The organism is Microcoleus sp. N9_A2 (assembly GCF_036701775.1).
Classification (GTDB): domain Bacteria; phylum Cyanobacteriota; class Cyanobacteriia; order Cyanobacteriales; family Microcoleaceae; genus Microcoleus.
Genome location: NZ_JAUBRH010000015.1, coordinates 22,207 through 44,326 on the forward strand (window position 1 = coordinate 22,207; position 22,120 = coordinate 44,326).

The window sequence follows — 22,120 nt, forward strand, 5'->3', positions numbered from 1 at the left end:
AATATTTTCGACAAAATATTTCAGAAATTGCTTTTAAAACCTGGCAGAGTCATATTGAATCTAACTCTCTATGTTTGCTGATGATAACAGTTCAAACCTGGCTCGATATCTATCTTTGGATAGACCATACTTTTACTAAAGACTAAAAATGCGATCGCCTCGATCGGCACCGATATGCTAATCCGCAGTCTGCTCGGACGCGCCGCGCCAACTTAATAAATCTTAAATTTTGCTTGGGGTAGGATATTGTAAAAAATCATTAAGTTTTCAGTCAATTACGGTAGACTATAGTAAACTGCAAACAATGTCTCGCACTCACCGATGCAGCCCGTTAAAAGCCCTAGTAAAAAAGCAGATAGTCGCTCAAAACCAACGGTGAGAGTAGGCGAGTCAAATATTTGCCTGTAAAACCTGCAATTACAGTCATCTTGATATGGTTTAAAAGCTCTGGATAATGACGATCGCCCTTTTTGGCAAAATCACTATACTGCAATAATTGTCTGGGCTGTCAATGCCTAAATCTGAGATGCGATCGACAAATCACCTATTCTGTTTCCTAGAAATATTTTCCAGCGAAGGCGGCATTCAATCCTACGCCCGAGACATCCTGAAAGCTTACCTGTGCATAACCGCAGGGACAAACTCAGCGCCACAAGCTGAAATATTGCTGTTGCGAGATTCTCCAGATTGCCAAAATCCCTTCGAGTCAAAAAATCTCAAATTCTCTTACATAAAAACTCATCCCGCTTGGCTTGGTCGTCTTAAGTTTGCCGCAAAATTGCTAACTTGTTTGCTGCAAAAACGACCTGAACGGGTTTTTTGCGGTCACATCAAACTCGCACCGCTAATTAAAACCTTATGTCAGCCGCTGGGAATTCCCTACACGATTTTAACTTACGGTAAGGAAGTGTGGGAACTGCTGGAGCCCAAATATCAAACAGCAATGAGACAAGCCGATCGCATTTGGACGATTAGCAGGTACACGCGCGATTGTACTTCCGAAATTAACCAATTAAATCCCGAAAAATTCCAAATAGTGCCTTGTACTGTAGATAAAAATATATTTACTACTGGGCCCAAACCGCTGCATTTATTACAAAAATACGATCTGGTTGGTGCTAAAATATTGAACACTGTGGCTAGATTGCGATCGAGCGATTTTTACAAAGGCATCGATGTCACAATTCAAGCTTTGCCGGAAATTGCCAAAAGTTTTCCCAATGTGAAATACTTAGTTATTGGACGCGGGGACGATCGCCCTAGATTAGCAAAAATCGCCCAAGATTTGGGAGTTGCCCAAAGAGTAATATTTGCGGGTTTTGTACCGACAGAAGACTTAGCAGCACATTACCAGTTGGCGGATGCTTATGTAATGCCCTCCCAGGAAGGCTTCGGTATAGCTTATTTGGAAGCTCTAGCTTGCGGAGTACCGGTGCTGGCGGGGGACGCGGACGGTTCGGCAGATCCGCTGCAAGATGGTAAACTGGGATGGCGAGTTCCTAACCGAGATGCGGCAGCAGTAGCGGTTGCTTGTGTGGAAATTTTGCGAGGACAGGATCCAAGGTGCGATCGCGCTTGGTTGAGGGAACAAACCCTGGCAAGATTTAGTTTTGAATCCCTTTGTCAATCCTTACAAGGAATTTTTCAACCCTCTCACTCTGATTAACTTATAACGTAGAGAGCGGTTTCTCCGTGTATGATGGGAAAATTAACTCGAACAACTGCGTGATTTTCTGAGTAGGATAGAGTTATGCCTACGTGCAAAGACACCCAAGGAGACCACCGTGAACCAAGGCACCCCCAAAATTTCTTTAAAGCTACCCCGTATTAGCAATTGGCTGATACTGCTGGGCATCGCGTGTGTGTTGGTGTCAATTGGTTTGGGTTGGATAGTTAAATCAGTATTGATTGTAGTAGCTTTTTTGCTGCTGACACCTGTAGTCGCATTTTTCGCGCTTCAGTGGTGGCTGAAACGCAATTTAATTGAAGACAAGTGTCCAGTTTGTCAATACGAATTCACAGCTTTAAATCAAACTCAGTTTCAGTGTGCTAATTGTGGCGAACCTCTGAAAATAGAGGAAGGTCATTTTAGCCGTTTGACGCCGCCCGGTACGATCGATGTTACCGCAGTTGAAGTATCATCAGTCCAACAGTTGGAAGATTAATCAGTAGTCAGTAGTCAGTAGTCAGTAGTCAGTAGTCTAGGGTCTACGCAAGGGTTGGCAGAAACCGGGTTTTTCACGAATCTACTTCGTTTTAGCGCGCAGAAACCTCCAAAAACCCGGTTTCTCAGAGTCGCAGTGCGTCCGAGAAGTGAAATATTCGCCTGTGAAAATTGCTGAGACAAAATTACTTTTCTAGACGGACTGCGTACCACTGCAAAAACTTTCCAGGCCCGACATCTAATTCACAATAAGTATCAATTAAATACTTGGCTTGAGCTTCCACGCCAGATATTTTATGCAAGTCCTGCGGCAAATCTTCGTGTTCCTCGGCTAACACTGCTTTCAGCTTTTCTAACAGTTCCGCCGCAGTCAAAAACTGCTCTGACTGGTTTGTTTCTAAAACCACAAATGTGTCTTCGTCATACAGTGACATAGTTTCAAAGGTTGAGGTTAATTATTTCTAAAGTTTCGTACACTTAAGCGATCGAAAGTATAAACTCTTAATTACAATTTTTCAGCCCCGGCTCGATCGTGTTACAATTGAACAACATCAGAATTCCTACCGGATTACCGTTATTAACTTACTTGTTAGCTTACTTGTTAACCGAGTTCTCAACAGATCCGACACAGCATTTCTGAGGATATTTGTCAAGTGCAAATTTGTCAAGTGTCAAATTGTCAAGAAATATACGATCGGCTGTATCTAATTATAACTGGCACTATACATTCCCATGATCACATCTTCCACTTCAACCCCTGTTGCGCGCAAGCCCTCTAAGTCAGAAGGTCTCAAAGAACGCAGCAACTATTTACGAGAACCCGTTGCGACTGAACTGTTACAAGACACAACCCACTTCACCGAAGACGGGATTCAGATTCTCAAATTTCACGGCTCGTACCAGCAAGACAACCGCGACAATCGAGTTAAAGGACAAGAAAAAGACTATCAGTTCATGCTCCGCACCCGCAATCCCGGCGGGTTCACTCCGCCGCAATTATACCTAGCCTTAGACAAGCTATCTGAAGAATACGGCAACCACACCCTTCGCGTCACAACTCGCCAAGGTTTCCAACTGCACGGCGTGTTGAAAAAAAATCTTAAAGCAGTGTTTTCCTCAATTATTAAAAATATGGGGTCAACCTTGGGAGCTTGCGGCGACTTGAACCGCAACGTCATGGCACCTCCAGCACCGTACAAAAATCGCCCCGAATATGAGTATGCGCTGCAATACGCCAACAATGTCGCCGATTTGCTAACGCCGCAAACCGGTGCTTATTACGAAATTTGGCTGGATGGCGAAAAAGCTGTTTCGGCCGAGGAAGACCCCGCAGTGAAGGCGGCGAGACAGCAAAACGGCAACGGCACAATCTTTAGCGACGACAAAGAAGAGCCGATTTACGGCGAGCATTATATGCCGCGGAAGTTCAAGTGTTCCGTTACCGTGCCGGGAGATAATTCGGTTGACTTGTACTCTCAGGATTTGAGCTTGGTGGTAATTACCAATGAAGCTGGCGAGTTGCAAGGTTTTGACGTGTTTGCTGGCGGCGGTTTGGGTCGCACTCACAACAAAGAAGAGACTTTTGCGCGGGTTGCGGATGAGATTTGCTATGTTGCCAAGGATGATGTTTACTATTTGGTCAAGGCAATTGTAGCAACCCAAAGAGATTACGGCGATCGCACAGACAGACGGCACGCACGGCTGAAGTACCTGATTAACGACAAAGGTGTACAGTGGTTCCGCGAAAAAGTAGCAGAATATTTTGGCAAGCCGCTAGAAGCCTTTAAACCGCTGCCTGAGTGGCAGTATTTGGATTTCTTGGGCTGGCACGAACAGGGAGACGGCAAGTTGTTTGTCGGCATTTCTGTGGATAATGGCCGGATTAAGGATGAAGGCTCATTTCAGCTAAAAACAGCTTTGCGGGAAATTGTGCAGAAGTACAACTTGCCGATACTGGCGACGCCACACCAAAACGTGCTGATTTACGATATTTCGCCGGATCTCAAACAGGAAATTCAGGGAATACTCGATCGATGCGGCATTCAGCGAGAAACTGCGATCGACCCCTTAGTACGCTATGCGATGGCCTGTCCGGCAATGCCGACTTGCGGGCTGGCGATTACCGAGTCCGAGCGCGTGATGCCAAGCATTTTAGAGCGAATTCGGACACTTTTGACCAAAGTTGGTTTAGAAGACGAGCATTTTGTGGTGCGGATGACCGGTTGCCCAAATGGATGCGCCCGCCCTTATATGGCAGAATTGGGGTTTGTCGGGAGTTCTCCGGAATCCTACCAGATTTGGCTGGGCGGTTCTCCCGACCAAACGCGGCTGGCAAAACCCATTGAGGAAAAGCTGCACGTCAATAATTTTGAAGCTTTTCTGGAGCCGATTTTTGTTTATTTCAAGCAAAAACGGCAAAAGAGTGAGAGTTTTGGCGATTTTTGCGATCGCGTCGGGTTAGAATCTATCCGTCAATTTGTAACCAACTACCAATCTGCTGACTCGATGACAACTGAGATTAATGAATTAGAAGTTACGTCTAGTAACGATGACGGAAACGAGACTGCCACTGCTAGCGGTGGCAAAGTCCGCCGTCGAATTAGCGTCCGCGATGAAATCTACAACGAGCTCAAGGAAGAAGCTGCCCGTCAGGGCAAGCCGATTACACAGCTAGCTACAGAAGCGATTTCCACTTATTTAAAAAAGATTAAGGAGGAAGCATAAGCCGATTTGCAATTTTCGATTTTTGCTAGCATCAAATAAAACTCACGCAAAAATAATATAAAGGCAGAGCATTTGCAGAAAAAAACTTGGATTTTTAACATAAATCTGGTTGTAAATGCTTTGCCTTTATTATTTATGAGCGGTTGAAACCCCGCCTGCCTATCTATCTCCTCTCATTCTCTCTTCCTCTGCGTTCTCTGCGTTCTCTGCGGTTAAATAAAAAAAATCTCTAATAGAAAACGAACAATCCCAAATTCAATGCCTCAATTACAAAGATTAGCAATTACTGCCCCTCAAATTTGCGATCGCCAAATCGACTTAACTAGAGAACAGCAGCATTATTTAAATCGAGTGCTACGTTTGCAAGCGGGCGATCAATTTATTGCAATGGACGGACGGGGACATTGGTGGTTAGCAGTCCTAGAAGCACGGGAAACCGGGTTATTTGCCTCGATAGCAGAGGAGATTGCTGTAAACATGGAGCTACCAGTGGAAATAACTTTGATGGCGGCATTGCCCAAAGGAAACGGCTTTGACGAGGTTGTGAGACAGGCGACGGAGTTGGGTGTGGCAAGTATTGTTCCGGTAACGAGCGATCGAACTTTGCTCAAACCAAGTGCTCAAAAGGTCGATCGCTGGAGAAGGATTGCTGCGGAGGCGGCAGAACAGTCGGAACGTCAAATTGTGCCGACGATTTTAGAGCCTGTTTCGTTTGATATTGCTATCAAAGATTGCGGTCAAAAATATCGATATATTTGTGTGGCTCGCGGGGACAATCGGCATTTGTGGGATTGTTTGATTGGTTTAGAACCCCCCCAGCCCCCCTTGGTAAGGGGGGAGCAAGAATTCGATCCCCCCCAGCTCCCCTTAATAAGGGGGGAGCAAGAACAAGAGGAATTAGCGATTGTGATTGCTATTGGCCCGGAGGGTGGATGGACTGAGGGTGAGGTGAAAAGAGCGATCGAGTTTGGTTTTGAAACTGTTTCTTTGGGGAGTAGAATTCTGAGGGCAGTGACTGCGCCGATTGTGGCTTTATCTTTAATTGGCTCGGTGTTTGAGAAGTGCTAATATCAACAAATAACAAAGAATTTATCAGAGAGGTGGGTTGAGGTTAATGAAAATAGAGTTGAGGAAAGGTCGATCGCTCTTTTGGTCGATTCCCTACGGGATAGCTTCGCTTCAGGCGCTTTTGGCAATTTTCGGTACAACATCAGTTTCTGCACAATCTCCGAGCTTTCCCATTGCTCAACAGATTAATTGCGATCGCCCGCAAGGAGATGTGCAAGTCAGAGCTTGTATTCGGTTGAGGTACGAAGCCTCGGATAAACGGCTGAACGAGGTTTACAAACAACTGATTTCCCAATTAAGTGGCGACGAGCGGGCGCTACTTTCCGAAGCACAATTAGGGTGGATTAAGTTAAGAGATAAAACCTGTGAATTTGAAGTTTATAAAAGTCGTGGCGGTACCGGTTATGGAGGTTTCCTTAATGAATGTTTGGAGCGCATGACGAAACAGCGCACTGCGGAACTAGAACAGTATTTAAAATAGAGATAAAATCAATACTCCGGACAGTTTTTGGAACGATACTACAAGCTTACGCGGGGCAAGGAGCATAAAAAAGTCGAATTAAATGTAAGTCAGGGGTGGAGGTGACATTGATTTAATTATCCACAGTGGGTCAAAGTCAAGCGAGCATAAGCCATTGGGCCATATAAAAACTGTCCGGACTATTGTAAAATAGGAAGTACAGCGTACAAGACCTGACAACAATAAAGAGAAACAAGTATTTATGAAAAGCAGATCGCCCTTCACCCTCACCCTCACCCTCATCTCAGCAATTGTAACCACAACCGTACCAGCAGTTTTCGCCCAGCGACAGCCATCAGCCAACGAAATCTACATCGATAAAAATTGCCAGCGCAATCAGCAACTACCGCAACTTGAAAGATTCACTATCTTTAGCAGAAACGAGTTTACAGCTAACGGTCAAAACTACTGGTTCTACGCCGCCCGCTATCTAGACGGAGCCGTGCTTTTCTGTACCTCAAAACCCAACTTCAACCAACCTAAACCTCTAACAGCAAAACAAATACAATCCCAATTTATTGACAAAATAGTCCGAGACCCCAACAACAAAACAGCCTTTATCATCGCAGTCAGAAACGGAAATGGCCCTGGTGCAACAACCACAAATTACCGCTTAGATTTGAGCAATGTCGATCGCCCAAAAGTCACCTCTCTCTCTCCCTCCTAGAGCGCCGAGAAACCTTAAAAGAAGGCGAATCCCGCGAACACGCCTTCCAAGGACGGGCTGGTCAACCTATTACGATCGACCTCAAAAGCAGAGCATTCGACCACAACATAACACTGTTCGACACCAGCGGCAAAAATATTGCCGAAAAAACAGGTAACTCCCAGAATCGCCGAGAGTCTCAACTCACTGTAAAATTGCCTAGTAACGGCACTTATAAAATAATTGTTAAAGGAGGCGATCGCACAAGCAAACGTACTTACACATTAAGCGTTAATTCCAATCAACTTTAACTTATATTTTTTTTACATCCAGTCAACATACATCTATACACATCCGCGTTCATCTGCGGTTAAAAATCCAAATATTAATTTTTCCCAACAGCCCAAAATCCCAAACTAACACAACAGCAAAAATTGTTAACCACTGGCGGAACCAACCAAACATCAGCCAAGATAGAAACAACGCCATTCCCGCAATCGCCATGACAGACATCAACCAAATAGCCGCCGCCCTAGAGGGTAAAGACTACAAACAAGCTGCCCAACTCATCAAACAACTACAAAAAGAATCCCCCGAAAATCCGTGGGTACAATACTATATCGCCCGCTACTACGAACTCACCAACAACCTCGAAAAAGCCCAAACAACCTACAAACAAATACTCCGCGACATCACCAACGCCAAAATCGTCTCCCAGACCCGCCAAGCTATTCAACGGATTGAAACCGCACAACAAAACCTCCGCCAACAAGCCATAGAAACCGCCAAAAACGACCCCAGCAACCTCGAACCCGGACTCCTCATCCTCGAACCCGTGAGTCCCGAAAACAAAGCCGCAGCCATTCAACATATCAGCAGAATATTTAAAATCGACGCCTACACAACGCGGATGCAAATCCAAAGCCGCGGCTGGAGACTCTACAAAACTGGCCCCATCGCCGAACTCCGAATTTATGGTCAAGAACTCCTCAACGCCGGCATTCCCGTATTTTGGGCAACCCTAAGCGATATTCAAAAAATCCAAATCTTCCGAGTGCAACACTTCCAGTCTCTCTCTTCCCCAGCCGTTGTTTGCAAAGATAAACTCTCACGACTCGGTGCGATCGAATTTAGCTGGTCAGAAGTCACCCAAAGAGTAGAAGGCTTGTTGCCGATGTTCATCGAAGTCATGGACTACTCACCCAACCGAAGAAAGGAGCAATTTCGCCACAGAGAAATCAGGCAAGATTACGCTCAAATCTGTGACTTGCACATTCCCAGCAGAAACTGCATTCTGCGAATTTGCGACCAAAGTTACGAATTTCAACAAGGAGTTGACTTCACCAAAGCTTCAGCCGATCTCCCCACTTTACCGAACCAGAAAAACAAAATATCGAGAGTCAAAAACTCTCAACAAATTCCTCAAAGTACCACCAGAATTAACTGGAATCACTTACTGGAAATATTCGATCGCCAGCTTGACATTACAGTTTGGTCAGAATTTACGCCCTTTGCCGAGACAGTGCTCGATTACACTAATATGTTGAGCAAGATCGAATCTCATATAGAAGTCGATCGCAAATCCGAAACTCCTTGGGACTCAGCTTTTCAGCTATACAGCGCATTAGCCTTCCTCAGAAAGGAAAAAAATAGGGAATAGAATAAAGAGTTAAAATTAAAAATGAGTAATGCCATTTTTTTAATTTTTAACGCCAGCATTTGGAGTTATCCAATGCCCAATTCCCTATTATCAATTCCCAATTTCCTATTTCGTTTTCACCTGACGAGCCATTTCCCGGAAATTGTTCATGCTGGGGCCAGGGCTCCGACGACTTCCAGTTGGTGTCGGCATTAAATTATTAGGAGCAAAAGTCCGAATTGGTTCAGCTTGACTCTGCACTTTCCCGTTAGTTGCTGCCGCTGCAGGTACCTTCACGGGTTCCTGAGTATTAGCAGGAACGCTAGCGACTGGTTCCTTTTCTTTCTTAGACTTTTTCTCTACCTTAGCCTTCTTAACAGGTTCAGACTTCTCAGACTTCTCAGACTTCTCAGACTTCTCAGACTTCTCAGACTTAACAGGCTCAACCTTTGCCGGTGCGATCGCAACAGGCTCAGCCTTCGCAGGCGCAACTTTTGCTGGTTCCTTAGCTCCCGATTCGCCCAAATCTAGGAAATATTCAGACTTTTTCAAGCCCAACAGTCTGCCAAAAAAGCCGAAAATACCGCCGAAGAAATTTTTGATAAAACCAAACATTAGACTTACTCCTTTTGTTCTTTTAGAGAAATTTGTACAAGCTTGTCAACAAGGTTAGACTACGAGGTAAGGCAACTTTTGTCTACATTTCTTAATCAAAATTTACATTTTGCTGTATTTAAGCTACCTCATCCAAGCAAATTTTAGGTATAAATACCATCACAGCTTTGCACTTATTTACAAGTATCTCAGAATTTGTTAGCCATTCCCACTAATTGTCGATCGTACCTCGATCCGATTCGCTAGCTGTCCTAGTAGGGGTAAAACTCCCTAGGGGAGTGATTTATGCTGTAATCAGCCAGAAATTTTATTTTCAAATGAACAGTTCGCTCGATCGCAATCCCGTCATCCTCATACACGGCATCTGGGACACAAAGATTATTTTCAACACAATGTCCGCCCGCCTCACCCAACTTGGATGGTCAGTCCACAGCCTCAACCTCACCCCCAACGACGGCAGCCTCAGCCTCGACTTACTAGCCAAGCAACTTGCAGACTACATCTCTGAAACCTTCGATCCAGAACAGCCTTTAGACATAGTAGGCTACAGCATGGGCGGCATCGTCAGTCGCTACTACGTCCAGCGACTCGGAGGAATCAACCGCGTACAGCGTTTCATCACCCTATCTTCTCCTCACAACGGCACCCTCACCGCCTATTCCCTACGCCTACCAGGATACCTGGATATGCGCCCCGATAGTGGCCTGCTGCGCGATTTGAATCAAGATGTGACAATGCTCAAACGCATAAACTTTACATCAATGTGGACGCCATTTGACATAATGATTGTACCAGCGAACAGCTCCCAAATGCCAGTAGGTAAAGAAGTTAAAGTAAACGTTTTGCTGCACCGCCAAATGGTGACAGAAACCCCAAGTATTAACGCATTAGTTGAAGAACTAAAAGCACCTATTAAAAATAAAATTCCCACTTAAAAATGAATAGCAATTTCAGCCGCAACCCAGTCTTGCTCATTCACGGAATCTTCCGAAAATCGGGAATTTTTTACAAAATGTCTGCCTACCTCACCCAACTGGGATGGTCAGTCTACACCCTCAATCTCTCGCCCCATTGGGGCAACGCCAGCATAGACGAATTAGCCCAACAAATAGCAGATTATATAGACAAAACCTTTGCGCCAGAACAGCATTTAGATATAGTAGGATTGAGCATGGGCGGTTTAGTAACTCGCTACTACCTACAAAGGTTAGGTGGCATTAACCGAGTGCAGCGCTTTATTGCGATATCTTCTCCTCACAGTGGTACTTGGATGGCTTACACTCTCTGGGGAAAAGGCTGCGTTCAAATGCGTCCGGGCAGTGCTTTTCTAGAAGATTTAAATCGAGATGCTGCCTTGTTGGAAAAGCTCAATTTTACTTCGATTTGGACAGATTGGGATTTCATCATCGTACCCGCTTCTAGTTCCCAAATATCTGCTGCCAAAGAAGTAAAATTGTCTGTTTTCGCCCATGCCATGATGGCGAGGCATTCCAGCAGTTTAAAAGCGGTCGCAGAAGCACTTTCAGAACCATTGAAAAATTCTTATTAACTTGTGGCGACTATCATTTGTACGGTTCGTCAGCATACAGATGCTCAATGACATACCAAATAACTCTCTGCTGACGCACCCTACTAGCTGTCAACTGTCAACTGTCAACTGTCAACTGTCAACTGTCAACTGTCAACTGTCAACTGCATCGCCAACTTCAGCGTATTCGCTGCGACCAAAAATTGCTTCAGTTTCACAATAATACTTGAACTCAAGTATATTGTGGAAAGGGTCTTCTAAGAAGAAAGTACGGTGTTCTGTAGGCAAACCGACAAATCGCCGTCTCGGTTCTTGATAGAAATTTAAGTTGTTTTGCTGGGCTTTCTCTAACAACGCTTCCCAGTCTGCTTCGGAAGTAAAAATTAACCCAAAATGCCGGGGATAGATGCCTCGCTGAGGCGTCACAGGTTCGCGGCTGACGTGGGCGACAATTTGATGGCCACACAAACCCATAATCGCAGAATTTGGCGATTCGCGACCTAGTTCGCAGCCGAGCCCGTCTACGTAGAACGCTTTGGTTTGGGCAATATCGGTCACGGGGAAGGCAAGATGAAATAAGACTTGGCTCATGGAGGTACTAAATGCAAAATTCAGAATTGTTCTTTAATTATTTATCTTGGTCTAATCCTTGGTTGATGGCGATCGCCCTCAATACATTTTTACTCGCGATCGCCATCATTGCTCCTAAAAAATTGCTCACTCCCGCTGGCCAATTTCACGGCTGGGTATTGGGCGTCCTCATCTGGGGCTGTTTGGGATGGCAAGGCTATGCTGTGGTGATGTTTTACTTTCTTGTCGGATCGGGAGTTACCCGCATCGGCCAAGCCCAAAAAGAAGCAGAAGGCATAGCCGAAAAGCGTTCAGGCGCCCGAGGCCCAGAAAATGTCTGGGGTTCGGCTTTAACCGCTACTCTTTGCGCTGTGGGAGTTTTGGCATTATCTATTTTAGGCAATACAGGCAAGATGTCTGTACCACAAGATGCTATTTCCCTGTTATTGCTGGGTTACGCGGCGAGTTTTTGCACCAAACTTTCCGATACCTGCGCTAGCGAAATCGGCAAAGCTTACGGGAAGCGGACTTTTTTGATTACTAGCTTGCAGCCTGTACCTAGGGGTACCGAAGGGGCCGTAAGTTTGGAAGGAACGATCGCAGGTATTGTCGGCTCAATTCTGATTGCGCTTTTAAGTTGGGCCGTCGGTTTAATTGACTTGACAGGAATTGTTTTTTGTGTTATTGCAGCTTTTATTGCTACGAATATCGAGAGTGTGATTGGCGCGACGGTGCAATCAAAGTTTGAGTGGCTGACGAACGAGGTGGTAAATTTTTTTAATACACTCATAGGAGCGATCGCAGCGATTATTTTAGCGGCGACATGGAGAGCTTTTTTAGCTTAGTTCATCCTGGACGCATTCGCTACCCAATCAACCGGGTTTTTTACGATAATTCAAACCAAACGATTAACGCAGTATTTTTGGAACAAAGGCCGGTTGCCCCGTCCAGGGCTATTAGCTATTAATCATTAGTCATTAGTCTCAAGCAATCAACTCATGACTAATGATTAATAACTAATCAAACTAAGCGTCGTCTTGCGGCCCAAACACCATTTGTACAATCATCGTCGGTTCGCCCCGCTTGTGATAGCGATCGGCCCAATTGCGAATAATTTCATCTAATTCCTCAAGGGCTTGGTCGAGCCGTTCCGGCGGAATATCCAAAGTCTCCATAATTCGCATCACCTTTGGTTGTTTTTCCGCCCAATCCTTCATCAGCCGGAAATATCTAGCCGTATCCTCAACCATAGTAAATGTCCGCTCTTCCTGCTCTGCGGGAGAGTAAGTAGCGCGAGTGAGGGCATAAAACGGCATTCCCCAAGGAGAATCAATACGAGTAACTGTCCCAGAATAAATCAAGCGTCGCTTAATGTGTTCTGCTAGAGCTTCGCTCAAAGGCATTCGCCTGTCTGGAGACATATCTTCTTGCGATCGCCTGTGCAGAAACTCGATCAACTCCATAAACTGAAAAGAATTGATCAGTTGAGCGTCTGGCGGATTCGGAGGAACCTTGCCTTCGAGATATTTTTTTTCATCTACAGTCAAATTGTTTCCCGGAATGCGAGGGCGTCCCGGCATCCAAGCATACTGTTCCAGCCAGACATAAGGAAACTGAATCAAATACCTAGGTTCTTGCGAACCCAACATTTTCAGCAATTTTCCCTGAGTCAGAGCTTCCCGGACTTCTTCAACAATCACCTTCACCCGTTTAGGCTCAATGTGATGCAAGTGTCCGGTCATCCGCAGGTTGTTGTCCTGCTCCATATAAGTCATATAAATGGCACACTTAGCCGCCGTTGCGGCCGCGTCTAGAAACGCCCCGTGCCTGTGCCCACTGGTTCTCATGGCGCTAAACGCCAGATATAGCATGATCTGATCCATTGCACTAGGGCTGAGGCTTTTGACCAGATCCAAAGAGTCATTTTTCATCACTATCCCCGAAATAGCCAAACTAGGAGGCATCTTGCGATCCTCCATTAAATTATTGCGAGAGCGCCGAATCAAGCATAGCCGACTGTCGCCGGAAAGCTTGCCAGCTACCCTAATATTCAGGTTAGTTAATTTCCCTGAGGTAACAGGGGCATGGGCTTAAAGGCTATCCACACCGCATAAGTGGTTCTTATTGGTGGCGAATTTAAGTAGATTGCTGCACCCTTTGCGCTCACGGTTTACCTATATATAAGTTAGTTATCGCAAGTTTATTATAGTGCAGCCGTTGAAAATTAAACCCTACCTGTGGGGGGGAGAACGTAAATAACTGTTGCGATCGGAGGAATTTGAGGCGGCTCCGATCGCAACAGTGCTTAAATACTCCTGGACGGCGACACCAGGTTCGATCGACTAAAATACGGGGTTGATGCCCTGGGATATCGGTTGAAAAACCCCACCATCGGAGTCCTGCGGGTAATTCCTATTTCATTGAAACATTTCAATACAAAACCGCCACCTACGAGAGTCTATCTTTAGGTAGATGGCAGCTCCCAGTTAATATGCGCTAATAGTAATACAAAAAAATCTCGTAATAACTGTCAAATAACTGTCAACAAAAAGTGCAGTTGCCTGACGAACCAGAAAAATTAGAGTCCCAGAAAATTAGTTTGCTCACTCGACACGGGCGGCATCGAAACCAGCCTCGAAATAAGTCAGTTGCGGAACTAGGTTTCTGGCAATGCGATTAAAATTGTTGTAGTGGCTGAATGTCAGTGCGGGGCTCCATAAAATTACGCCGTGGACTTCTGGGGCGAGGGAGCTCTCCTCTTTGTTGAGTTTGCGCTGACAACATATATTGAGCGGTGGCAGTTTCTAGCTGTTCGACTGGGGATTCAAGGGATAGAGCGGCGGTAGCACTCAAGCTAAGGCCCAACAGGCTCAATAAAGCAATTGCTGTGTAGTTTTTCATGGGTAGTATCCGTGTCAGTGTCTATTTAGAGATACGGACTTTTCCCTTGCTCATCAGGATTGATTTCCCAGAAATTGCCAGACTATTCAAAAAACATGATGTGAGAATTATTTAACTTTTCAAATTGTGTCACCCACAGTAAATTTTAGTTGCCTAACTTGACAGGGTGAAATGTATCTAAAGCCTTGAACATACAAAACCACTATTTATCGAAAGAGTAAATCTCTCGATAAATAGCGGTTGAAGCTTGAGATGATCATTTTTTACACAGAATAAGTATTCTAATGACTGTCAACAAGAAGTGCAGTTGCCAGACGAACCTGACTTTCCTAGAATCCCAGAAAATCCGATCGACACTGGCGGCCGAAACCGACTCATTGGTGGAACTCCCTTTCGTCCCATGCCATTAAAATGCTGGTATGTGATGGGTGTAAAGATGAGGCTGAATGAACTGTCTGCGTCCGCTGCCTCTTTCAGGAGAACGATCGCCTTTTTCTTGTTGAGTTGGCGCCAAGACAATATAATCAGCGGTGGCAATTGCCAGCAGTTCGACTAGGCATTCAAAAGCACTCTGGGCGCTGGCACTCAAGGTAATGCCCAACAGGCTTAGTAAAGCAATTGCAGTGTAGGTGTGCATGGGTAGTATCCGTGTCAGTGTCTATTACCTGATACAGACTTGCCCCGATCGATCAGGATAGATTTCTGTGCAATTTTCGGATCTTTGCAAAAAACCTCACCTCTTCAATTCTACGGATTCTGCCAGCAGCCAAGTACCGGCAAAATTCAGCCTGCCCCATACTGTCAGAGGCTTTTCGGTTTCGCAATTCTGTAAAAATCTGTCGGTTTCCGAGTCCAAAGTGACGAGTTGCCAAGTTTGACCGGCCGCAGATGCTGGGCTTGTCAGGGTTAGTGTCCAGTCTTGTTCGCCGATGCGGTGGAAAATGCCCGAAAATTGGGTCGGGGTATTTGCTGTTTTAATGCTTTGTTTCTCTACTGACTCCTGACATTCGCCGCTGGCGGGATATGCTTCAGGTCGATCGAGATAATAGCGTTGCCAATCGAGCCAATCCGATCGATCCCGTGTCAAATTAAATAAAGGAATAACTGCCGCCCTCGCCTCGGAATCTTGCAGCAAAGCTTCTTGCAAAACCCTCACCGGCAAATCGCGCGGCTGACATCCAGATTCCGCGCACAAAGCCGCCGCCATCCCCGCCGCCTGTCCGATATTCATCACAACAGGCTGCAAGCGAGTTGCACCGTTGGCGATGTGAGAGACGGAAATATTTTTTTCGCAGACTAGCAATCCGTCTGTACTCGCAGGAATTAGCGCACTGTAGGGAATTGTAAACAAAGTGCCAGTCCAGCGGCCGCCCCAACGGATTGATTTTGGCTGCAGAGGAATGTCGCCACTGGGGTAGTGGTGGTCATTAGCATAGTTGCCGATCGCAATTGTCTCGCAAATTCCCTCACAATTGATCGGCAATTTCGCAACTCTACCGCCGACAATCGGCAAAATATCTTGTTCTCTGACTGTACTTATTCCTCGCAAACGGCGGCTTTCTCGGTAGTAAGGATGTAAGGCGAAGGAAGGAAGAATGGGAGAATTTTGTTGATTTTCGCTCTGGGAAATGGGGAAAATGTTCTGTGCTAAGCCGTAGCGGTGGCCGAGTTGCATTTGAATGCAGCGGGCGAAACTTTGGCTGTGCCAGAGACTTTCTTGGAGGAATTCTTGTCGAGATGTTTCAGATGCAATTAGTCGATCAACCCCTTCACCATAATCATTACCTCGAATCGGCCAATTAATCATCAACAATCCGCCCGGAAGTCGGCCGTAATTGAGAAATTTTTCGGGGGTGTAACCGTCCCAAGCACCAGTAAATTGATCGGGATTGTCAACAGGCGGCGCGGGAATTTTTGGTGCAACCGCACCTAAGCCAAAATCCTGCATGATTGCCACCCAAGTCGGAGATTGCACCGAATACCGTTGTGTGAGATCGTTAGGGGCGATCGGCGCGCTGGGTTCTCCCCACTCGGCTTGGAATTCCCAACCCCAGCGGTACCCAACCTCCGCTAAAGCCAGCAAATCTCCCAATTCCGTTGCATCCAAAGTGATTTTTGCCGAAACCGTAAAATCTGCAAACCGAACGCCAGAAATGCGATCGCCCTCACATAGCACATCTTGAGCTGTTTGTCCAGAAATCCACTGCAAATTCGGCAAACATTTAACCCAATCAGCGAAAATTTCAGCACCGATGCGGGGATCGTAAGTAAAAAAACTGACCCAGCCCCAATCCAAACCTCCCGGCTGTCCCTGCTGGAGTTCCCGTAAAAAGGCGCCCCACAAACCGGTTTGAAAAGCTGCTAATTCATTGCCATCGGGGGCAGAAACGCCTGCTGCAGTCAGCATTCCTCCCAGCCAGGGGAATTCGCTTACTAAAATAGTTTTGGCACCTCGGCGGGCTGCTTGCACGGCTGCTGCTGTGCCGCCGGTGCCGCCACCGACTACCAAAACATCTGCTTTTAAGACCGAAGACATGGGCAATACCATTTTAGATTTTAGATTTTAGATTGCGAAAGGCTCAGTAAGGTGATGAGTGCACTACAGATAGATGTTCGGCGTTGGCGATCGCGAATTAAATTTTACTGTGTAAAGACTTGACAAATAATAAATCGGGAATTATGTATGCAGCGAGCGCACAATTTTGTTACTAAATGACTGCAGGAGCGATCGCAAATTTTGATTTCTCATTTTTGGTGCGCCAATATTGGCAATATGACACCGCGAATAACGATAATAGAAAAAAGGGAACAGCATCTATAAAGTTTTACGTCTTAATACTTTCCCAGTTACTAATTAACGGCTGAAAATGGAAAAAGGTTTTATTTTGTGGTTCACCGGGCTGAGCGGTTCCGGCAAGACAACTATCACCAAAGCTCTCGAACCCGAATTGAAGGCAAGAGGTTGCAAAGTTGAAATATTGGATGGAGATGTCGTTCGCACCAACTTGTCAAAAGGTTTGGGATTTAGCCAAGAAGACCGAGATACTAATATTCGGCGGATTGGATTTGTAGCTCACCTGCTGAGCCGCAATGGAGTAGTCGCAATGACCGCAGCTATTAGCCCCTACAGAGCAATTCGCGACGAAATTAGAGCAATGGAGCCCAATTTTGTTGAAGTATATATCACAGCGCCGTTAGAAGTGTGCGAAGGTCGCGATGTCAAGGGACTATACGCTAAGGCGAGAGCAGGAGAAATTAAGGGTTTTACGGGAATTGACGATCCTTATGAAGAACCGCTTAATCCTGAGATTATTTGTTACACAGAGCGAGAAAGTGTGGAAGAGAGTGTTAAAAAAGTTCTGACCAAGTTAGAGCAGTTGGGTTACATTTGATGTTGGCGGGGTTGGATGAGGATAGGGGCAAAAAGCGATGGTGGTGAAAAGTTATTCGCGCAAGGTGCAACTTGAGAAAAAATCTCACCCTTGTTTCCCCTTCGCGGAGAGTCCAAGGGAAGAAGTTCTCCCCTTTTCTGCAAAGAGAGGGGCTGAGGGAGACGTTTCCAGCAAAAGCTGCAAGCTGGGTTATTGGGTAAGCAATGCTGTCAAAAGTTTAATTGCCCAAAGTTTAACAGTGTCAGTGCTCGCGGCGGTGGGTTCATCTCCTGCGGCGGCCCAGTTTATGCCTCCTCCTCCTCCTCCTGGTGATACGGGTTCTCCTGTTCCTGTACAAGTACCCGCAGCGCCGGGATTTCCCGCAAGTGCGCCTTCAAGTGTACGATCGGAAGTTTACACTTTGGGAGCGGGCGATCGTATTCAAATAGACATCTTCAACGTCCCGGAATACAGCGGCCCCAACGGTCAACACCAAGTACAGGCAGACGGTTCCCTGAGTTTGCCGTTAATTGGCAGCGTTTCCGTGTACGGGATGACCTTAGAACAAGCTTCTAATGCTGTTAAAGACAAATACGGCAAATACCTTAAACGTCCTTGGATTACCCTCAAACTGCTAGCGGCACGTCCTTTGCAAATTGCGATCGCGGGCGAAATTAACCGCCCCGGAGCCTATACAATATCCTCAACAGCAGGCCCCGGAGGCACAGCAGAGCAAATGGGAACTCAAATGCCAACGATATCGAGGGCTCTGCGAATGGCCGGCGGAATTACGCAGTCAGCAGACGTGCGACAAATCAAAATCCGCCGCCCCCAGCGCAACGCACCGGAACAAATTATTAGTGTGGATTTGTGGGAATTATTGCAAAACGGCGATTTGCAGGCAGATCTGACTTTGCGCGACGGCGATACTATATTTATTCCCACTGTAACTAGCCTCAACATCCAAGAAGCACCGACTTTAGCAGTAGCTAACATTACCGGACAAAGCACTCAACCAATTAATATTGCTGTGGTGGGCGAAGTAACTCGCCCCGGTACTTATACTTTGGCAAAAGAGGCTCAAAGTAGGGTACAAGAGAATGAAATGGGTGAAAATTCTGGTTTGTTTGCTGCCAGGGAAACCAACGGCGGGGAAACTGTTTTGCCGCAAACTGTAACGAGGGCAATTAAAATGGCGGGCGGCATTACGCCGGTAGCTGATATCAGACAAATACAAGTTCGCCGACTGACGCGGGCGGGTACAGAACAAATTATTAATGTGAATTTGTGGCAACTTTTGGAAGGGGGAGATGTATCCCAAGATTTAGCGCTGCAACAGGGAGATACGGTAATCGTTCCCAAAGCCGAAAATCTTGATGAAACCCAAGACGAACAAGTTGCTAATTCTAATTTTTCACCGGATACGATTAAGGTGAACATTGTGGGAGAAGTCGTGAAACCGGGAGCGATTGCGGTGCTGCCAAACACTACTTTAAATCAAGCGCTGGTAGCAGCAGGAGGTTTTAATAAAGCGCGGGCCGAAATGGATTCGGTGGATTTAATTCGCCTCAATCCTAACGGCACTGTTTCGCAGCTAACTGTTAAGGTTAATTTTTCCGCAACAGCAAATCAAGAAACTAATCCCAAACTGCAAAATAATGATGTAATTATGGTAAAGCGATCGGGCCGCGCTACGTTCTCGGATAATGTAGGTGGGACTCTCGCTCCTCTCAGCCCGCTGTTAGGAATATTTCGGTTGTTCAATATTTTTCGGTGATTTGAATAGACTGGCATTAAGACCTCAGAAACCCGCTTTATAGAAAAAATTGCGGTTTGGCAATGCAATATCTAGGAATCAACCAGTTTCCTAAAACTCCGCCACCAATACAGACGTTTAAACTAATAAGTTGTAGAAATCCAATGAAACCAGGCAAAAGAGCTCAATTAGCACTGTTTAATAACCATAAAAAAGCCGCTGATCTGCAAAAAATATCTTCTGTCCTTTATGAAGAAGATCAATTTTTAGGCAGAGACAAAACACAGGAAGAAGAGTTAAGTTTTTGGGAAGTTTGCCGCAGTCGCTCCATCTTAGTCATCGGCGTAGCCGCGGCAGTGACTACCGGGGTTTTCGCCTGGACGCTGAATCAAAAAAGCGAGTACGAAGGGCGCTTTCAATTATTAGTAGAACCAGCAGTTACGCAAAATACTTTAGCAAAAATATACTCCGGGGATCTGAAACTGCAACCAGCAGCCCCCGCGACGACAGAAAATGCCGGTTTTGACTACGAATCCCAAATTCAAGTTTTGCAAAGCCCGCAAGTAATGTCGCCGATTATTAAACAGTTGCAGGCTAAGTATCCCGAAATAAATTACAATTACCTTTTGAACCAAAAAGCCGATAATTTGCCGTTTTCTCAGGAAACTAGGTTATCAATTAATCGCTTCAAAAATACCAAGATTATCGAAGTGAGATATCGGGATTATGATCCGAAAAAAATTCAGTTTGTTTTGGAAAAAGTTGCGCTAGGCTACCGCAACTATAGCGCGCAAGATACCAGAACTCAAATTAGTCAGACTCTGGATTTTGTGAAATCGCAAATTCCCAATCAACAAAAGCGCCAACAAGCTCTGCAAACAGAAATTCAAAAATTGCGGCAGCAGTACAATTTCATAGATCCGCAAATTCAAACCCAACAGCTTTCGCAGCAAATCAGCCAACTTCAAGCGCAAAGATTGGACGCGCAAACGCAGTTCAACCAGCAGAGATTGCTCTATTCCAATCTGCAAAATCAGCTCGGACTAAACCAGCAGCAAGCGCTGATGGCTTCGGCTCTGAGTCAAGCTCCCCGCTATCAAGCGATGCTGACTCAATTGCAACAATTAGAAGGGCAAATTGCGATTAACTCGGCTACGTTTACAGACCAAACTCCGCAAATGCAATTGTTGCGAGAACAGCGCAAGAACCTGATTCCTTTGTTGAAGAAAGAAGCCCAAGAGGTTCTGGGAACTGATTTGGCTAAGGTAAGTTCACAAGTGCTGGCTTTTCAAGATCCGGTGCGGATTAAGTTAATCGAGCAGTTTATCGGTACTGCTAATTTAATTCAGGTGCTGGGCGTGCGGAATCAAGTTTTGGAACAAGCTGCTAAGCAGTTGAATCAATACTCTCAAAAATTCCCGGTGATTTTGCGGCGCTATTCTGATTTGCAGCGCGAGTTGGATTTGACTAACAATACGCTGAATGGTTTGCTGGCAAAACAGCAAGCTTTGCAGCTTGAAGCTGTGGGCAAAAAAGAGGTGGCTTGGGAAGTTATTGCTAAGCCGGAAATTCCGCGCTACAAAAATGGCGAGTTGATGGCTGTTGCTCCGATTATGCCTTTGAATTTGGCTTTGGGGGGATTGGCTGGTTTGCTGTTTGGTATGCTGGCGGCGCAGTTGGCGGAACGGTTTAACAATAAAACGGTGTTCCAAACTCCAGAGGATGTCAAACAGTCGATTCGCCTGCCTTTGTTGGGGGTGATTCCTGCTAGCGATAAAATTTTGAGACTTCCTCCTGCTGAGACAAGCCCGGTGGATGTGGCAATTTCGCCGATGCCGACGGATGCTTTTCAAGAAGCTTTTCGCTCGCTCAATGCGAATATTCGTTTACTAAACCTTGATACTCCAATCAATTCTTGTGTAATTACTTCTTGTCAAGTAGCTGACGGCAAGTCTACTGTAGCAGTCAATCTGGCGCGGGCGGCTGCTGCAATGGGCCAGCAAGTGCTATTGGTGGATGCGGATTTGCGGCGCCCGCAGGTACACGAAATGCTGGGTTTACCGAATTGGCAAGGCTTGCACAATGTGATTGCTGAGGATGTGGATGTGCAACAGGTGATTGTGCGATCGCCCCGCGATGAAAATTTGTTTGTGTTAACATCAGGCCCGGTTCCTCCCGATCCGACAAAGGTGCTTTCTTCCCGAAAAATGCAGCATTTAATGGCTGCTTTAGCAAGTCATTTTGACTTGGTTATTTACGATACTGCGCCGCTTTTGGGCTTGGCGGATGCGAATTTGTTGGCGGCTCACACTAACGGATTGATGCTGGTAGTAGGCCTGCATCAAACTGAGCGGGAGGCGCTGTTGTTGGCTTTTGAGGATTTAAAAATGGCGGGAATTCCGCTGTTGGGAATGGTGGCGAATAACGATAAGGGCAGCAGGTATTACTATCAGTCTTACGTCCAGGATTACGTCCAGGAACAGTCTGTTTGAGGGAGAGGAATTGAGAAATGTGTAGTGGAACAGGCCGTCGGACCTGTTGTTGAGAATGCAAGGCGGGCGGGACACCCGACAAGATATTTCATCCATCTTGCACGATTAATTGTGAATAAAGCTGTC

21 protein-coding genes are annotated in these 22,120 nt (G+C 45.9%); 13 read left to right on the forward strand and 8 right to left on the reverse strand.

The genetic code is table 11. The features are described from left to right. The first annotated feature begins 511 nt into the window (after positions 1-511). Both QUA44_RS11765 and QUA44_RS11770 read left to right on the forward strand, forming a co-directional pair. On the forward strand, positions 512-1,666 hold the full coding sequence (locus QUA44_RS11765) for a glycosyltransferase family 4 protein (protein ID WP_333250899.1): 1,155 nt from the start codon (positions 512-514) through the stop codon (positions 1,664-1,666). Positions 1,667-1,784: 118 nt separating this feature from the next. Beyond that, positions 1,785-2,165 (forward strand): hypothetical protein, encoded by a 381-nt coding sequence (locus QUA44_RS11770; RefSeq protein ID WP_333250901.1) that lies wholly within the window; start codon positions 1,785-1,787, stop codon positions 2,163-2,165. Between the two features lie 184 nt (positions 2,166-2,349). Here QUA44_RS11770 and QUA44_RS11775 read toward each other — a convergent pair whose 3' ends face one another. Beyond that, on the reverse strand, positions 2,350-2,598 hold the full coding sequence (locus QUA44_RS11775; protein WP_333250902.1) for a chlororespiratory reduction protein 7: 249 nt from the start codon (positions 2,596-2,598) through the stop codon (positions 2,350-2,352). Positions 2,599-2,896: 298 nt separating this feature from the next. Between QUA44_RS11775 and sir the strand changes: the two genes are divergently transcribed. The 4 genes from sir to QUA44_RS11795 all read left to right on the forward strand — a co-directional run bounded on the left by sir (position 2,897) and on the right by QUA44_RS11795 (position 7,143). Next, the gene (sir, locus tag QUA44_RS11780) at positions 2,897-4,888 is read left to right on the forward strand and encodes a sulfite reductase, ferredoxin dependent (protein WP_333250904.1); all 1,992 of its coding nucleotides are present in this window, start codon (positions 2,897-2,899) and stop codon (positions 4,886-4,888) included. A 258-nt stretch (positions 4,889-5,146) separates the two neighbouring features. Continuing rightward, positions 5,147-5,956: a 16S rRNA (uracil(1498)-N(3))-methyltransferase gene (locus tag QUA44_RS11785; RefSeq protein WP_333250907.1), complete on the forward strand. Its 810-nt coding sequence runs from the start codon at positions 5,147-5,149 to the stop codon at positions 5,954-5,956. Between the two features lie 46 nt (positions 5,957-6,002). Continuing rightward, positions 6,003-6,437 carry a lysozyme inhibitor LprI family protein gene (locus QUA44_RS11790; RefSeq protein ID WP_333158076.1) on the forward strand — a complete coding sequence of 145 codons (435 nt, stop codon included), beginning with the start codon at positions 6,003-6,005 and terminating at the stop codon, positions 6,435-6,437. A 241-nt stretch (positions 6,438-6,678) separates the two neighbouring features. Beyond that, positions 6,679-7,143, forward strand: a complete 465-nt coding sequence (locus tag QUA44_RS11795) for a hypothetical protein (RefSeq protein WP_333158074.1) — start codon at positions 6,679-6,681, stop codon at positions 7,141-7,143. Positions 7,144-7,482: 339 nt separating this feature from the next. On the opposite strand, the gene QUA44_RS11800 is transcribed toward QUA44_RS11795, so the two are convergent. Then, complete coding sequence (locus QUA44_RS11800; protein ID WP_333158072.1) at positions 7,483-7,611, reverse strand: hypothetical protein; 129 nt, start codon at positions 7,609-7,611, stop codon at positions 7,483-7,485. A 13-nt stretch (positions 7,612-7,624) separates the two neighbouring features. Between QUA44_RS11800 and QUA44_RS11805 the strand changes: the two genes are divergently transcribed. Beyond that, entirely contained in the window at positions 7,625-8,782 is a 1,158-nt protein-coding gene (locus QUA44_RS11805; RefSeq protein ID WP_333250913.1) for a tetratricopeptide repeat protein, read from the forward strand. A 105-nt stretch (positions 8,783-8,887) separates the two neighbouring features. On the opposite strand, the gene QUA44_RS11810 is transcribed toward QUA44_RS11805, so the two are convergent. Further along, complete coding sequence (locus QUA44_RS11810) at positions 8,888-9,376, reverse strand: hypothetical protein (protein WP_333250915.1); 489 nt, start codon at positions 9,374-9,376, stop codon at positions 8,888-8,890. Between the two features lie 317 nt (positions 9,377-9,693). Here QUA44_RS11810 and QUA44_RS11815 point away from each other — a divergent pair, with 317 nt between their 5' ends. Beyond that, complete coding sequence (locus QUA44_RS11815; RefSeq protein WP_333250917.1) at positions 9,694-10,311, forward strand: triacylglycerol lipase; 618 nt, start codon at positions 9,694-9,696, stop codon at positions 10,309-10,311. A 2-nt stretch (positions 10,312-10,313) separates the two neighbouring features. Beyond that, positions 10,314-10,925: an alpha/beta fold hydrolase gene (locus tag QUA44_RS11820; protein ID WP_333250920.1), complete on the forward strand. Its 612-nt coding sequence runs from the start codon at positions 10,314-10,316 to the stop codon at positions 10,923-10,925. Positions 10,926-11,057: 132 nt separating this feature from the next. Here the strand turns inward: QUA44_RS11820 and QUA44_RS11825 are convergent, their stop codons facing one another. After that, positions 11,058-11,495, reverse strand: coding sequence for a VOC family protein (locus QUA44_RS11825; protein WP_333250923.1), 438 nt, complete (start codon positions 11,493-11,495; stop codon positions 11,058-11,060). Positions 11,496-11,506: 11 nt separating this feature from the next. On the opposite strand from QUA44_RS11825, the gene QUA44_RS11830 reads away from it, so the two are divergent. Continuing rightward, a complete protein-coding gene (locus QUA44_RS11830) occupies positions 11,507-12,319 on the forward strand; it encodes a TIGR00297 family protein (RefSeq protein ID WP_333250926.1) in 813 nt (270 codons plus the stop codon). A 180-nt stretch (positions 12,320-12,499) separates the two neighbouring features. Here the strand turns inward: QUA44_RS11830 and hetR are convergent, their stop codons facing one another. From hetR to QUA44_RS11850, 4 genes are all read right to left on the reverse strand, one after another. Further along, complete coding sequence (gene hetR, locus QUA44_RS11835) at positions 12,500-13,405, reverse strand: heterocyst differentiation master regulator HetR (RefSeq protein ID WP_333251106.1); 906 nt, start codon at positions 13,403-13,405, stop codon at positions 12,500-12,502. 745 nt (positions 13,406-14,150) lie between these two features. Continuing rightward, a complete protein-coding gene (locus QUA44_RS11840) occupies positions 14,151-14,375 on the reverse strand; it encodes a hypothetical protein (protein ID WP_333250928.1) in 225 nt (74 codons plus the stop codon). Between the two features lie 406 nt (positions 14,376-14,781). Then, complete coding sequence (gene patX, locus QUA44_RS11845) at positions 14,782-15,012, reverse strand: heterocyst-inhibiting protein PatX (RefSeq protein WP_333250930.1); 231 nt, start codon at positions 15,010-15,012, stop codon at positions 14,782-14,784. Positions 15,013-15,108: 96 nt separating this feature from the next. Further along, a complete protein-coding gene (locus QUA44_RS11850) occupies positions 15,109-16,911 on the reverse strand; it encodes an FAD-dependent oxidoreductase (protein WP_333250933.1) in 1,803 nt (600 codons plus the stop codon). Positions 16,912-17,242: 331 nt separating this feature from the next. On the opposite strand from QUA44_RS11850, the gene cysC reads away from it, so the two are divergent. From cysC to QUA44_RS11865, 3 genes are all read left to right on the forward strand, one after another. Continuing rightward, positions 17,243-17,767, forward strand: coding sequence for an adenylyl-sulfate kinase (cysC, locus tag QUA44_RS11855; RefSeq protein WP_333250935.1), 525 nt, complete (start codon positions 17,243-17,245; stop codon positions 17,765-17,767). A 37-nt stretch (positions 17,768-17,804) separates the two neighbouring features. Next, positions 17,805-19,523, forward strand: coding sequence for an SLBB domain-containing protein (locus QUA44_RS11860; RefSeq protein WP_333250937.1), 1,719 nt, complete (start codon positions 17,805-17,807; stop codon positions 19,521-19,523). A gap of 143 nt (positions 19,524-19,666) precedes the next feature. Further along, positions 19,667-21,994 carry a polysaccharide biosynthesis tyrosine autokinase gene (locus tag QUA44_RS11865; RefSeq protein ID WP_333250940.1) on the forward strand — a complete coding sequence of 776 codons (2,328 nt, stop codon included), beginning with the start codon at positions 19,667-19,669 and terminating at the stop codon, positions 21,992-21,994. The last annotated feature ends 126 nt before the right edge of the window (positions 21,995-22,120 follow it).